Source organism: Paenibacillus sp. FSL H8-0457 (assembly GCF_038051935.1).
Taxonomy (GTDB): domain Bacteria; phylum Bacillota; class Bacilli; order Paenibacillales; family Paenibacillaceae; genus Paenibacillus_AQ; species Paenibacillus_AQ lautus_A.
On record NZ_CP150293.1, the window covers coordinates 2,680,909 to 2,695,277 of the forward strand.

Sequence of the window (14,369 nt, forward strand, 5' to 3'; positions counted from 1 at the left end):
GGACCTTCATGATCATTACAACTGGAGAAGCGGAAGCGCCGGACATCGTCGAGCGCGCCAAACGTTTAGCCCAGGAAACCGGCTGCCGTTACGTCCAGCGCGGCGGCCATTCATTGCGAAAATTAGCCCGCAGGTTCGGGGACGACGACGTACTGGTGGTACTGAACGGACATGTGCGTTTGAGCGGACCTGGCGGCTCTGTCATGGAATTTCACCCGAGCATGGGCTTTGTCCGATTGAAGCGGGTGCTGAACGGAAAACCCGATCCCATGCTGGAGGCATCGGGGATGGAGGAAGGGGACTCCGTGCTGGATTGCACGGCGGGCCTTGGAGCCGACTCCCTGGTATTCTCGGGTAAGGGAGGGGCGAACAGCCGGATCACCGCCCTGGAAAGCTCGCTGCCTTTGTTTGCGCTGCTGAAAGAGGGGCTACGGACCTATGAAAGCCATCTGGAAGCCAGCGATCAGGCGATGCGGCGAATCGAGGTCAGGCATAGCCATCATCTGGATTATTTGAAATCGCTGCCGGACCAAAGCGTCGACATTGTCTATTTTGACCCGATGTTCCGCGAGCCGATCACCGACTCGGCTTCCATCAACCCGTTAAGGCATTATGCTAACGGCGAGCCTCTGGATGCGGAAAGCGTGAGGGAAGCGATCAGGGTCGCGCGCAAAACCGTCGTCATGAAGGAAGCGCGGTCCAGCGGAGAATTCGAGCGGCTCGGCTTTGCACTGCCTGAACGGGGAAAATCCAAAATAACGTACGGAGTGATTTCCATTGACAGATGAAACCAAACCGAAGCTGCTGGTTCTCATCGGACCGACAGCCGTAGGCAAAACCAAAATGAGCATTGAAATTGCGAAGGAATTCGGATGTGAGATTATATCCGGCGATTCGATGCAGGTATACAGGGGCATGGATATTGGCACGGCCAAAATTTCCGAGGAGGAAATGGAAGGCGTCCCCCACCATCTCATTGACATTCACGAACCTGATCACCCGTACTCGGTAGCCGAATTTCAAGAGCAATGCCAGCGGCTGATCGCCGAGATCACGGAACGGGGGAAGCTTCCGTTCATCGTTGGCGGAACCGGGCTTTACGTAGAGTCGGTATGCTACGGTTATCAGTTCAGCGAGACCGGAGCGGATGAAGTTTTTCGGGAGGAGCAGTTCCGCTACGCCAATGAACATGGAGCAGAGGCTCTCCATCAGAAATTGGCAGAAGTAGATCCTGAAACTGCCGAGCGGCTTCACCCTAACGACCTACGCCGGGTCGTTCGTGCTTTGGAAGTATTTCATGTGACCGGCGTCCCACTTTCGGCCCAGCTGGCGCCTCAAACCAAGCAGTCTCCCTATGACTTATGCTTGGTCGGTTTGACAATGGACAGGCAAATGCTATATAACCGTATTGAAGAGCGAATTGACCTTATGCTGAGCCAAGGACTTGTCGATGAGGTGGCGGCGCTCATGGACAAAGGATTCGCTCCGGGGCTTGTATCCATGCAAGGGCTGGGTTACAAGGAAATCGTGTCGTACCTTAAAGGGGAGTTCAGCTACGAGGAGGCCGTCGTGCTGCTTAAGCGCGATACGCGCCGTTTCGCTAAGCGGCAGCTATCTTGGTTTCGCCACATGAAGGACATCGAGTGGGTAGACGTCACCGACTCGGGAAATTTTTCTGCTAACTATCAAAAAATCCGTGCTATAATAGCAGGAAAGTTTCACTGAAATCTTGAATATATTTTCAAAACAATCTAATTGAACCATTGGGGGTACGGCTAATGAACAAGTCCATTAACATCCAAGACACGTTCTTGAACCAACTGCGCAAAGAGAACATTCCGGCCACGGTATACCTTACAAACGGCTTTCAGATCCGTGGAACGATCAAAGCTTTTGACAATTTTACCATCGTGATTGACAGCGACGGCCGTCAGCAAATGGTGTACAAGCATGCTATCTCCACGTTCATGCCGCAGCGTAATGTGTCCCTGATGCAGGATAACAACAGCGAACAATAGATTTTAGAATGGATTCATAGAGAGCAAAATCATACCGCCTTTGATTAATTTGAAACTTTTTGGTTTATAATTCGTTTAGCTTATAAGGAGTGCAGAGAGCAACCTGAGAAGGTTGTTCTTTTCTTTCCGAGGCACGACTCGAGAGTCAGAAGGTTTGATCCCGCAAGGGAGCAAGGAGGGGGACAAATGGCTGGAAAAGATAATCAGATGTCTCGGTTGAATAAAAACAAAGACAACTCGAAGACATCCAAAACCACGAAACCGAATGCGAAGAAGAAAAAGGGCAAGGGAAAGCGAATTGCATGGGCGCTGTTTTTCACGGCCGTCATTGCGATCTTCTGCGCGCTTGCAGGTTATTTGTTCATCCTGATCAGCGGAGAAAAGCTGCTGGAACAGAATCAGGATAAATTGACCGCTTACGGTACTTCCAAAGTTTATGACCGCAACGGAACGCTGATGGGCGAGTTGTCCCTGCAGAAGAGCGATCCCGTGAAGTACGAGGATATTCCGGAGAAATTGATACAAGCATTCATTGCAACTGAAGATAAACGGTTCATGGAGCATAACGGCGTGGACATGTGGTCGATCGGCCGTGCAGCCGTCAAGGATATCATGGCCCGGTCCATGGTGGAAGGCGGAAGCACGATCACGCAGCAGCTGGCGAAGAATATATTCCTGACCCGGGACAAAACTTTCTTCCGTAAGGCGACTGAAATGTCGATCGCGCTGGCGCTTGAGCGTCAGCACAGCAAACAAGAAATTATCGAGATGTATTTGAACCGGATTAACTTCGGTGGACCTTATTACGGCATCAAAGCCGCATCCGAGCGTTATTTCGGCAAGTCGGATCTGAAAGAGCTGGATTTATGGGAAATGGCGACGCTTGCGGCAATGCCGAAAGGGCCGTCCCGCTATAATCCGCTCAAGAATCCCGACCTTTCCAAAGAGCGGCGCGCGGTCGTCCTGACCCTGATGGAACAACAGGGATATATCACGGCCGAAGAGGCAGCGGAAGCCAAGAAGGTGGACTATGCCTATACGCCGCCTGAAAGACAACAGAAGTATACGGCGTTTATCGATTACGTCATGGAAGAGGCCGAAGAGAAGTGGGGCCTTACCGAGGATGACGTTAACATTGGCGGTTATCAGATTTATACCACGATGGACGTGAATGCCCAAACGGCCATGGAAGAGGAATTCAATAATCCGGCCAACTTCGAAGAAAGTCCGGATGACGTGCAAGTTGAAGGCTCCATGGTCATCATTAACCAAGAGACCGGCGGGATCGTCGCCATGGTCGGCGGTCGGGAGTATACGCGCGGCGGGTTCAGCCGGGCTACCGACAGCCGTCGTCAGCCGGGCTCCGCTTTGAAGCCGATTGTATCCTACGCACCGGCGCTCGAATCCGGCAAATTTACGAAGGATTCGAGACTCAGCAACAAGAAGCAGTGTTTCGGCAGCAATTACTGTCCGAATAACCTGCACGGTTACTCGGAGACGATCGGCATGCCGGAAGCGATTCAGCGTTCCGAGAACATCCCGGCCGTATGGCTGTTGAACGAAATCGGCGTGAAAACCGGATTTGATTTCGCGCAAAGCCTCGGCATCAAGATGTCCGAAGGGGATGCGAACCTATCCTTGGCCCTCGGCGGCATGGATACCGGTACGAACACCTTTGAGATGGCTCAAGCTTTCAGCGCTTTTGCCAATGGCGGAGAATTCAAAGAGGCTTTTGCGATCAAACAAATTAAAGACAACAAAGGCAAGGTTGTGCATGAGAACAAAGGCAGCAAAGGGAAGCGCGTGATGAGCGAGACGACGGCTTCGCAAATGACGGACATGATGCGACGCGTCGTAGAGGACGGAACGGGTAAGAATGCCCGGATCAGCCGTCCGGTAGCCGGTAAGACGGGAACCACGCAGAGCGGCTACAAGGGCGTCAGCTCGAACCGCGACGTATGGTTTGTCGGCTATACGCCGGAATTAACGGCAGCTGTATGGATGGGTTACGATAATCCTGACCGCCAGCATCTGCTGAAGCGAAGCAGCTCGATCTCTGCTTCCTTATGGGGCAAAGTGATGGAGAAGGCGGTTCAAGGCTATGAAGCGAAGAATTTCCCGAATGTAGAGCCGGTACAGCCGCCTGTAGAAGAACCGGCATTAAGCGCAGTCAGCGGTTTGACGGGCTCTTATAACGGGGAGACCCAGACCGTATCACTGAGCTGGAATCCGGTTCAAGGCAATGTTCAGTACCGCATATACCGTAAGGAAACGTCCGAGTCCGAGTACACGCGGATCCTCGATTCTTTGGGTGGAACCTCCATTGAGGATATGAGTGCGATGGAAGGATTGACATACGATTATTACGTAACGGCCTTCGATCCATCAACCGGCGATGAATCGGAACCTTCGAACATTTTGCAGATCGTGGCTGTTTCCGAGGAATTGCCGCCTGAGGATCTGGAACCCGATCCGGGAGACACTCAAGAACCGCCACCGGTGGATAATGGTGAGAACGGGGAAGGAAACGAGATGCCGGGTAATGAGAATGGGAACGGCAACGGGAATGGTAACGGTAACGGCAACGGCAACGGTTCGGGCGAACCGGGCAATGGCAATGGCGAAGGCCATGGGAATGGAAACGGAAACGGAAACGGAAACGGAACGACTCCGCCTGACAATGGAAACGGAGCTGGGAATGGTCAGGATGGCCAAAATCCCGGCGACGGAACGGATGGCTCAGGAGATGGAACGAGCACCGGTGACGGTGGCACGGGAGGAACCGACACGGATAGCGGCAATATCCCTACGGTTCCGGGAACGATCGTGGATCCGTCGGATCCGGCGAACGCGCCTGACCAGTCCCAGGACAGCCCATAATAAATTCAGAAGCCTCCGCATGTTTGCGGAGGCTTCTTTGTTTTGAGTGTGTTACCCAAATGTGGTAAGCTGGGAATACGAATGGGGAGGAAAAGTTCCATGAAACGTAAATTCGGAGATCGGGCGAATTGGCGCCGTATCACGCGCCGGCACTTCACTTCCCGGTATGTGGAATGTGAGCAATTTACAGGGTATCTCACGTTATATACCATCTATGGCCTGAAAGAACCGTTGTGGAAGACGTATGGCCGTCATACTTACCGAATCGCGGACAAAGGCTATTCATGGCTGCAGTATTATCCCAAGGACAGCCATTACATCGTTACGGCCATGTTTGACGACAAGCGGAATATTGTTCAATGGTATATCGATATTTGCAAGAAACAGGGTGTAACCGATCAGGGCGTTCCATGGTTTGACGATCTATACCTGGACGTTGTGGTCGTCAAGAATGGCGAAGTGTTCTTGCTGGATGAAGATGAGCTTGAGGATGCCCTGCGCCGGAATGATATTACCCGGGATGATTACAGGCTTGCCAAGGTGACTGCACGAAACCTGCTTCGGGCCATCGACGCACATGAATTTCCTTACTTTATGATGTCACTGAAGCATCGCGACCAGTTATTTCATAACGGAGAGTTCAGGAGGAAGAAATAATGCGTCAGGAAATACATAAAGGCCTGCCGACCGCAGGCACAAGAAAGAGAGCGTGGTATCGGCGAGGGATCTATACCCTGCTCTCGCTCGTCGTTCTCGGAGTTTTATGGTCAGGTTATGCGTATTGGAAAATCGAAAGCGCCGTCAGCAGACCGGCGGAGAAAGCGGACGTCGGCATCATTTTGGGCGCCTCCATGTGGGGGGATCAACCTAGTCCCGGCCTTCGCGAACGCCTTGAGCATGCGCTGGTTGAGTATAATGCCGGTCGATTTGATACCTTCATTGTTACAGGCGGTCTGGATAAACCCGAGTACAATTATACCGAAGCCGAGGGGATGAGAAACTTCCTGGTCGAGGCAGGGGTGCCCGAAGAACGAATCTTCCTTGAGAACGAAGCTACGAGCACTTACGAGAATTTGTTATACAGCCAAGCGATCATGGAGGAGCACGGGTGGAACACCGCTATCATTGTAACCCATGATTACCATGGGACGAGGGCCATGGAGGTCGCAACAGCCCTTGACTACGATCAACCCTCGATGTCGCTGACGGAATCTACCGTTCTGCCCATGGCCAAGCACAAGTCCCGGGAAGTGCTGGCTTATACGAAATGGACGGCCGATCGGCTGTTGATCGCCATGGGTGTCCTATGAGGACGAAACTTCTAATAAGCAGGCTGTAAATAGAATACATTGGAATAGATAGTCAGCCCTTTGGATAAAGAGGTGAGGAGCAATGAACGGGCGTGTAACGGCCGCAAACGGCCGATCTGAAGGACGGCCATCCCGGCAGATAAATGTCGTGCTCCGCAGCGCGGAACCCCCACTCATCAGCAGTGCGGTTCCGGAACGCGAACCGGCCCCTTCGCCGAAACCTGTTTCCCAGCACAGTCTATTCCAGGAAATACAAAAAGAGCTGGATCAGCTGGTAGGTCTCGAACAGATCAAAGACCTGGTGTTTGAAATCTATGCTCTGCTTCAAGTAGCCCAGATGCGTTCGGAAGCAGGCTTATTAAGCGGCGGTCATGTATACCATATGATTTTCAAAGGAAATCCCGGTACGGGCAAAACGACGGTCGCCCGCATCGTGGCGAAGCTGTTTCAGAAGATGGGCGTGCTGAATAAGGGTCATCTGGTCGAAGTGGAGCGGGCGGACCTCGTAGGCGAATATATCGGCCACACGGCACAAAAGACCAGGGAACTGGTCAAGAAGGCGTTGGGTGGCATTTTGTTCATCGACGAGGCCTACAGCCTCGCGCGCGGAGGCGAGAAGGATTTTGGCAAGGAAGCGATCGATACGCTTGTCAAAGCCATGGAGGATCATAAAAACCAGTTCATTCTTATTCTGGCGGGTTACAGCGATGAGATTGATTTTTTTATGGATACGAATCCTGGTTTGCATTCCCGTTTTCCGATCCAGATGGACTTCCCGGATTACAATCTGGATCAATTGATCCAGATTTCGGAGCTGATGGCGAAGGAGAGAGACTACATCTTGATGCCGCAATCGCTGAACAAGCTGAAGGACCACCTGCAGCTTGAGAAGGAACATGGGCTGCACGCCTTCAGCAACGCGCGTTATGTACGGAATGTCATCGAAAAATCGATAAGGAATCAATCGGTTCGGCTGTTGAATCAATACGTAACGGGCAACCCGGGCAAGCTGGAGCTTATGACCCTGCGGCCGGAGGACTTTAAGTTAAACGGAAAATTACAATGATTTTAAGCTTGTCTTCGAACATAATGAAGGGGTAACGCTGCTTTCTTTGGATCATAATGTTTATTGCAGGCAGCAGCGGTTAGTTAAATTAGTAGACGTATCGTTAGAAGGAGTTGGCTATATGACAAATATAACGCATGATACCCGGACAGAGATCGAAGATAAGGCCGTTCTGGTCAGTTTGGTAACGGACGCGGTTAAACGCACCGGGATTAATCCGGAACACTCGCTGCAGGAGCTGGTTCAGCTGGCCGAAACCGCTGGAGTAGAGGTGCTGGATGTCATTACGCAAAATCGGGAAGTGCCGGATTCCAAGTGGTTCATCGGCAAAGGGAAAGTCGAAGAGCTGCGCATGGCGATTGATGGATTAGGCGCAACCACGGCCATATTCGACCAGGAATTATCCGGGGCGCAGGTTCGAAATCTGGAAGAATCGCTTGATGTCAAGATTATCGACCGGACTCAATTGATTCTGGATATTTTCGCGCAGCGGGCGAAAACGCGTGAGGGAATTATCCAGGTGGAGCTGGCCCAGCTTACGTACCTGCTCCCGAGGTTGTCGGGACATGGCAAAAATCTGTCCAGGCTCGGAGCGGGAATCGGAACGCGCGGACCGGGGGAGAGCAAGCTCGAAACCGACCGCAGGCATATTCGCGACAGAATCAGCGATCTGAAGCGGCAGCTGGATGAAGTCACCCGGCATCGGACGCTCCATCGGGAACGCCGGAAGAAGAGCGGGGCCGTGCAGGTTGCGCTTGTCGGTTACACCAATGCCGGCAAATCGACTTTGTTGAATCGATTAACGGCCGCAGACGTTTATATCGAAAATCAATTGTTTGCGACGCTGGATCCCACTTCGCGCGTGCTGGAGCTGCCAAGCGGCAAAGAAGTCGTGCTTACGGATACCGTAGGATTCATACAGAATCTTCCCCATGATCTGGTGGCTGCGTTCCGTGCGACGCTGGAAGAAGCCAACGAAGCCGATCTGATCCTTCATGTCGTGGATGCTTCTTCACCTATGCGGGATGAACAGATGGCGGTGGTACAGTCCATTCTTCAGGATTTGGGAGCCTCAGATAAACCTCAAATCGTCCTGTTTAACAAAAAGGATGCATGTGAGCCGGGCCAGCTGGAAATGCTGCCGACGGGTGAGGGGCAATTAAAGATCAGCTCGTACGTTGATCAGGATTTGGAATCGGTGCGCGAAGCGATTCAGGACCGGCTCTCCGGAGGCAACGTCACGTTCCGGATTCCGGCCGACCGCGGCGATTTGAACTCGGTAGTATACCGGGTCGGAGACGTGTTGGAGCAGTCTTTTGACGAGAATGATATCCTCTATGAGGTCCGGATCAATAAAGCGGATTATGAAAAGATGGGTTATTTACTTCATGATTACGTTCAGAATGGATCTTAAGCATAGGTAGTAAATGCGCATAAGCCCCTGTTCAGGGGCTTATATTGCGTGTTCCGGGCGGTTTTGAAACGTTGATGAGTTCTATGTAACAAAAATATGTGTTAAGATGTGAGACATCATGTGTATAAGAGGAGAGAGCAGTTCGTCATGGCAAGATTTTCGCAAGATATACTTGAATTGAGCAGTGAGATTGAGTCCAAAATCAGTCGGCGTATACGGGAGATTGACACCATTGTTGATTTTAATCAGTGGAAGGTCATTGATGCTTTCCAGAAGTTTCAGGTGAGTGATTTCCATTTTGCGGGTTCCACCGGCTATGCCTATAATGATCGTGGCCGTGAAGTGCTGGATGAAGTTTACGCTGACGTCTTCAGAGCCGAATCGGCCCTGGTCCGGCCCCATTTTGCTTCGGGTACCCATACGATCTCGACGGCTTTGTTTGGTGTATTACGACCGGGAGATGAGCTGCTTTATATTACAGGGCGTCCCTACGACACGCTGCATAAAGTCATTGGCGAGCCCGGGGACGGCACCGGATCGCTGCGCGATTTCGGTATCGGCTATCGTGAGGTGGCCCTGACAGAACAAGGGGACATTGATTGGGAGCAGGTCGAGAGTGCTATCGCGCCTTCGACGAAAGTTATCGGTATCCAGCGTTCCCGGGGATATGATTGGCGGTCTTCGTTTACCGTTGCCCAAATTGGCGAGATGGTAAGCCGTATACGGTCCATTCGCGAGGATGTAATCGTGTTTGTGGATAACTGCTACGGTGAGTTTACGGAGCGTCTGGAACCGACGGAGGTCGGCGTTGATCTGATGGCGGGTTCCCTAATCAAAAATCCTGGCGGCGGCATTGCCGAAACCGGCGGCTACATATGCGGCAAAGCAGCCTATGTCGAGCAGGCGGCGTATCGGCTGACTGCACCCGGAATCGGACGTGAAGTCGGGGCTATGCTGGGAACAACCCGAGGAATCTATCAGGGCTTATTCCTGGCACCTTCCACCGTCGGGCAAGCCATCAAGGGAAGCGTCTATGCTGCTGCGATGTTTGAAGCCGTGGGATTTACGACCAAGCCGGGCTGGCAGGATGAGCGTACCGATTTGATCCAGGCGGTATCTTTTAGCGGAGCGGAACATCTGATCGCTTTTGTACAAGGGATTCAACAGGCCGCTGCCGTGGACAGCCATGTGGTTCCCGAACCTTGGGATATGCCGGGATATGAGCATCCGGTGATCATGGCGGCAGGCACGTTCATTCAGGGAGGAAGCCTGGAATTGTCCGCGGATGCGCCTATCCGTTCACCCTATATCGGCTACATGCAGGGTGGTTTGACTTATTCTCATGTTAAATATGGGGTACTTATGGCACTCCAAAGCATGAAAGATCGTAAACTATTGTAAGTTATCCTCACATGCGGTTGACGTGGCTGATCAGGAAATGTACAATAGGATCAGAATAACCACTTGGAAGGTTGATGAGATATGGGTGATGAGATTCGGAGGAATATGGCGTTATTTCCGATAGGCATTGTTATGAAGCTTACGGATCTATCTGCCAGACAAATTCGCTATTATGAGCAGCATAATTTAATTGTCCCAGCCCGTACGTCGGGCAACCAACGCCTGTTTTCCTTCAATGATGTGGAGCGACTGCTAGAGATTAAGGCTTTGATTGAAAAAGGCGTGAACATTGCCGGCATTAAGCAAGTCATGAACCCGGTCACGAAAGAGTCTGAAGAGGCTACCGTCATTACGCCGGATACGGAGAACAGACGCCGTGAGATGTCGGAGTCGCAGCTGCGCCGTTTGCTGAAGCAGGAATTGATTACCGCTAAAAGACCGGGTCAGGTTTCATTGATTCAAGGGGAATTATCCCGGTTTTTTAATAAATAAGGATTGCCATGCTGTCATTCTTCATGGAGTCTAGTTTTTTTATTTAAAAAGGAGAGGATAAAGTGAGTTATACGAGAGAGGACATTCTACGCATCGCCAAAGAAGAAAATGTTCGATTTATCCGCTTGCAATTTACAGATTTGCTGGGAACGATCAAAAACGTTGAAATTCCGGTAAGCCAGCTGCCTAAAGCGCTTGATAATAAAATGATGTTTGACGGTTCTTCCATCGAAGGGTATGTGCGTATCGAGGAATCCGATATGTACCTGTACCCGGATCTGGATACCTTCATGATCTTCCCTTGGGTATCCGAGGATCGCGTCGCGCGTCTGATCTGTGATGTTTACATGCCGGACGGCACCCCATTTGCGGGAGATCCGCGCGGTATTCTGAAGAGAGCACTGAAGGAAGCCGAAGAGATGGGCTTCACTTCCATGAATGTCGGTCCGGAGCCGGAATTCTTCCTGTTCAAAACCGACGAAAAAGGCAATCCGACCATGGAGCTGAATGACCAGGGCGGATACTTTGACCTGGCGCCTACGGATCTCGGCGAGAACTGCCGCCGTGACATCGTGCTGACGCTGGAAGAGATGGGCTTCGAAATCGAAGCTTCTCACCATGAGGTTGCGCCTGGCCAGCACGAAATCGACTTCAAGTACGCAGATGCGATCAAAGCGGCTGACCAGATTCAAACCTTTAAATTGGTTGTTAAGACGATCGCTCGTCAGCATGGTCTGATTGCAACGTTTATGCCAAAACCGCTATTCGGCGTAAACGGCTCCGGCATGCACTGCAACCAATCGCTCTTCAAAGGCGGCGAGAACGCGTTCGTTGATGAGAGCGACGAGCTTGGCCTGAGCGTAACGGCTCGGAACTATATGGCGGGTATTCTTAAGCATGCACGCGCGTTTGCTGCGATCACGAACCCGACGGTGAACTCGTACAAGCGTCTCGTGCCTGGTTACGAAGCACCTTGCTACGTGGCATGGTCTGCAAGTAACCGCAGCCCGATGATTCGTATTCCAGCATCCCGCGGTCTGAGCACGCGCATCGAAGTGCGTAACCCGGATCCGGCTGCGAATCCGTATCTGGCTCTGGCTGTCATGCTGAAAGCTGGCTTGGACGGCGTTAAGCGTGAGCTGTCGCTTCCGGCACCGATCGACCGCAACATCTACGTGATGACGGAAGAAGAGCGCATCGAGGAAGGCATCCCAAGCTTGCCGGCAAACCTGAAAGAAGCGCTCAACGAATTGATCCGCAGCGAAGTCATTTCCGATGCACTCGGTGACCATGCGCTGGCTCACTTCTACGAGCTGAAAGAGATCGAATGGGATATGTACAGAACGCAAGTTCACCAATGGGAACGCGATCAGTACATTACAATGTATTAATAGAGGAATCCCTTGCGCCGTAAGGCGTGAGGGGTTTTTGTTTTTGGGGGCAGATGGGGTGGTAAGATAGCTATTCTTGTTTCACCCCCGAAATGCCCCCGAAATTATTATTCTTCTCGTATTTCTCCATGTTGTCTGTTTCGATTTTTTTGGAGATGTGAGCGTAAATATCAGAGGTTATTTGGATACTTCCGTGACCTAAACGTTCCTGGACATATTTCATATCAACTCCAGATTCAAGCATTAGTACAGCATGTGTATGTCTAAGACCATGTATTGGCATGCTGGGTATGCCTGCGCGCTTTAGGATTCTTGAGAATGAATTAAAGAGTGAAGACTTTGGAATGAATTTTCCATCATCTTTACAAAGAACTAGGTTGAGATCGTGTCTGTAAACATTATTTAGTGCTAGCTTGTTTTGATTTTGATAATTCAGATGATACTTTAGATCGTTTACAAGTGACTTGCTCATTCGTATTGTTCTTTTTGAATTAAAAGTTTTTGTATCCCCGAATAGGCTCTCATTTTCTTTAGCACTAAAATCAAGGGTTTTACTAATATTAATAGTTTGATTCTTGAAATCAATGTCTGTCCATTGCAACGCTGCTGCTTCGCCTTTTCGCATTCCAGTTTCAATAAGCACCTTAAAGAAAATCCAGTAGATGTACCCATACTGATGAGCAGATTGTAGAAATTTGGGAATATCACAAGATTCAATGAATTGTACAGATTGTTCTTTTTTATGCCCTTTGATGGTTACTCCATTACAAGGATTTTTTTCGATTTTGCAAAGAGTAACAGCCTTTTCCATGGCATTATGCATTGTGGCATGGACTAATTCAACAGTTCTTTTACTGTAGTTGCTTTCTGTTAAGGAGTTTAGAAATTTCTGATACATAATTGGTTTGATATCTTTAATTCTTATTTGTTTGAAATATGGAACAATGTGATTATCAATGTTATTCTGATGCAAAATCAAAGTGTTTTTTCTAATAGTCCCCTCCTTATATTCTTTAAGCCAATTTCGGAGAAAGGTAGATAATTCAATATCATCGGTCTGTTCAAAACCTTCATTGATTTTCTTCTCAAAATCAGCAGCAGCTAACTGCGCTTCTTTTTTGGTGAGAAAACCCCTTTGTGATTTTTCTCTGAATTTCTGAGTGAAGGGATCTTTATATTTCACTCTGTATTCCCAGCCTGTACTGTGTTTCTTGAAATTTGCCATTCCATTCCCTCCCTAAAGAACGTTTGTTCCCCTAAATATGTATGTTAAACCGCCTCACAGCGGTGAAAGCGCAAGGTTATGAATAGAGATTATGAAGTTCTTTTGGAATACCGCAACGAAGAAGATAATTTTCTAAGGATTCATCTTCGTCTTGGTTTGTCGAATAAGTAAGGAGCTTCAGTGCAAACACATTAGCTTGTTTTTCGAATTTTCCGGCGTTAAAAAAGGTGTGCTCATCAAGCCAGAAACGGCTTATGCCTGGGTGTAACCTATCATGCCCGAGTTCATGAGCACAAACTACCTTTTGCCATTGCTCGTCTAAACCGTTGTGAATTACGATAAACCTTCGCCTGAGCTTTCGGTAGTATAGTCCTCGTGTACCTTCATCAAACTCTGCGTATCGAATCAGAATATTCAATCCTTTGGCAATCTCGAAGGGGTCATTGGTCTTAAACTTACGTACAAGTTTATGAATAGTAGTATCCAAACTGAACCACCTACTCTTTGTTGTCGTTTGAGGTGTTTTTAGTCTTGTTGTTCTTTCTACCGTAAGTTTCCTTATTTAATTCTTTTGCTTCCCAAAACAGCCCCGTTAGAACATCCAACACTCGTTGGCGTTTTTCCCCCTCAATGGGTACCCCATCAAACATGACAGGTTTATCATCTTCAAGCATTTTTTTGAAGTCAGCTATGTCCTTTGCAGAGGCCCATTCTGGAATATCTAATGGGTTTGTTTTTGACGACTTCTCAACTGATCGACCTAAAAGATAATCAACTGATACATTAAAGTATTCAGCTAATTTAGATGCTATTTCTGTACTCAAAGATCGTGTTCCTTTTTCTAGGTTGTATAAGTACTGTGGAGTAATACCAAGATATTCGGCAACATCCACACCGCTTAGATCCTTTAGTTTTCTTAGCTCTCTTATTCTATTGGGATAACTAGGCATGATTTTCCAAATCCCCTTTAAACTAATTGATAATTATATAGTATCAACAAATAGATTAATAAACAAACATCAAATAGATTAAAAATGGAGCAAATAGTAGAGAAAACGAGCAAATTAATTAATCTATATGATTAATAAAGGAAAATGCTTGAAAATGCATCTATTTGATTAATTTCTTGTTTGATTAAATTAATCTAATGGATTAATATTTAAACAAGGGGG

14 protein-coding genes are annotated in these 14,369 nt (G+C 49.2%); 11 read left to right on the forward strand and 3 right to left on the reverse strand.

The window, feature by feature from the left end; all coding sequences use genetic code 11:
* Positions 1-8: 8 nt before the first annotated feature.
* The 11 genes from MHI43_RS11885 (at position 9) to glnA (ending at position 11,972) form a co-directional block, all read left to right on the forward strand.
* Positions 9-788 carry a class I SAM-dependent methyltransferase gene (locus MHI43_RS11885; protein ID WP_015734657.1) on the forward strand — a complete coding sequence of 260 codons (780 nt, stop codon included), beginning with the start codon at positions 9-11 and terminating at the stop codon, positions 786-788.
* A complete protein-coding gene (gene miaA / locus MHI43_RS11890; protein ID WP_036665480.1) occupies positions 778-1,725 on the forward strand; it encodes a tRNA (adenosine(37)-N6)-dimethylallyltransferase MiaA in 948 nt (315 codons plus the stop codon). The genes MHI43_RS11885 and miaA overlap by 11 nt, the downstream gene beginning before the upstream one ends.
* A gap of 53 nt (positions 1,726-1,778) precedes the next feature.
* A complete protein-coding gene (hfq, locus tag MHI43_RS11895) occupies positions 1,779-2,018 on the forward strand; it encodes an RNA chaperone Hfq (RefSeq protein WP_009590863.1) in 240 nt (79 codons plus the stop codon).
* Positions 2,019-2,204: 186 nt separating this feature from the next.
* The gene (locus MHI43_RS11900; RefSeq protein WP_036665479.1) at positions 2,205-4,898 is read left to right on the forward strand and encodes a PBP1A family penicillin-binding protein; all 2,694 of its coding nucleotides are present in this window, start codon (positions 2,205-2,207) and stop codon (positions 4,896-4,898) included.
* Between the two features lie 99 nt (positions 4,899-4,997).
* Positions 4,998-5,555 carry a DUF402 domain-containing protein gene (locus MHI43_RS11905; RefSeq protein WP_015734660.1) on the forward strand — a complete coding sequence of 186 codons (558 nt, stop codon included), beginning with the start codon at positions 4,998-5,000 and terminating at the stop codon, positions 5,553-5,555.
* Entirely contained in the window at positions 5,555-6,208 is a 654-nt protein-coding gene (locus tag MHI43_RS11910; RefSeq protein ID WP_015734661.1) for a YdcF family protein, read from the forward strand. Before MHI43_RS11905 ends, MHI43_RS11910 begins: the two co-directional genes overlap by 1 nt.
* An 82-nt stretch (positions 6,209-6,290) precedes the next feature.
* Positions 6,291-7,274: an AAA family ATPase gene (locus tag MHI43_RS11915; RefSeq protein WP_036665477.1), complete on the forward strand. Its 984-nt coding sequence runs from the start codon at positions 6,291-6,293 to the stop codon at positions 7,272-7,274.
* 121 nt (positions 7,275-7,395) lie between these two features.
* Complete coding sequence (gene hflX, locus MHI43_RS11920) at positions 7,396-8,688, forward strand: GTPase HflX (RefSeq protein ID WP_036665475.1); 1,293 nt, start codon at positions 7,396-7,398, stop codon at positions 8,686-8,688.
* 147 nt (positions 8,689-8,835) lie between these two features.
* Positions 8,836-10,089, forward strand: a complete 1,254-nt coding sequence (locus tag MHI43_RS11925) for a methionine gamma-lyase family protein (protein WP_036665473.1) — start codon at positions 8,836-8,838, stop codon at positions 10,087-10,089.
* 81 nt (positions 10,090-10,170) lie between these two features.
* The gene (locus MHI43_RS11930) at positions 10,171-10,581 is read left to right on the forward strand and encodes a MerR family transcriptional regulator (protein ID WP_006209652.1); all 411 of its coding nucleotides are present in this window, start codon (positions 10,171-10,173) and stop codon (positions 10,579-10,581) included.
* 62 nt (positions 10,582-10,643) lie between these two features.
* Positions 10,644-11,972: a type I glutamate--ammonia ligase gene (gene glnA / locus MHI43_RS11935; protein WP_015734665.1), complete on the forward strand. Its 1,329-nt coding sequence runs from the start codon at positions 10,644-10,646 to the stop codon at positions 11,970-11,972.
* A 70-nt stretch (positions 11,973-12,042) separates the two neighbouring features.
* Here the strand turns inward: glnA and MHI43_RS11940 are convergent, their stop codons facing one another.
* From MHI43_RS11940 to MHI43_RS11950, 3 genes are all read right to left on the reverse strand, one after another.
* Positions 12,043-13,197 carry a site-specific integrase gene (locus tag MHI43_RS11940; protein WP_036665470.1) on the reverse strand — a complete coding sequence of 385 codons (1,155 nt, stop codon included), beginning with the start codon at positions 13,195-13,197 and terminating at the stop codon, positions 12,043-12,045.
* Positions 13,198-13,273: 76 nt separating this feature from the next.
* Positions 13,274-13,684 (reverse strand): ImmA/IrrE family metallo-endopeptidase, encoded by a 411-nt coding sequence (locus tag MHI43_RS11945; RefSeq protein WP_036665469.1) that lies wholly within the window; start codon positions 13,682-13,684, stop codon positions 13,274-13,276.
* Positions 13,685-13,694: 10 nt separating this feature from the next.
* Positions 13,695-14,147: a helix-turn-helix domain-containing protein gene (locus tag MHI43_RS11950; protein ID WP_036665468.1), complete on the reverse strand. Its 453-nt coding sequence runs from the start codon at positions 14,145-14,147 to the stop codon at positions 13,695-13,697.
* Positions 14,148-14,369 lie beyond the last annotated feature (222 nt).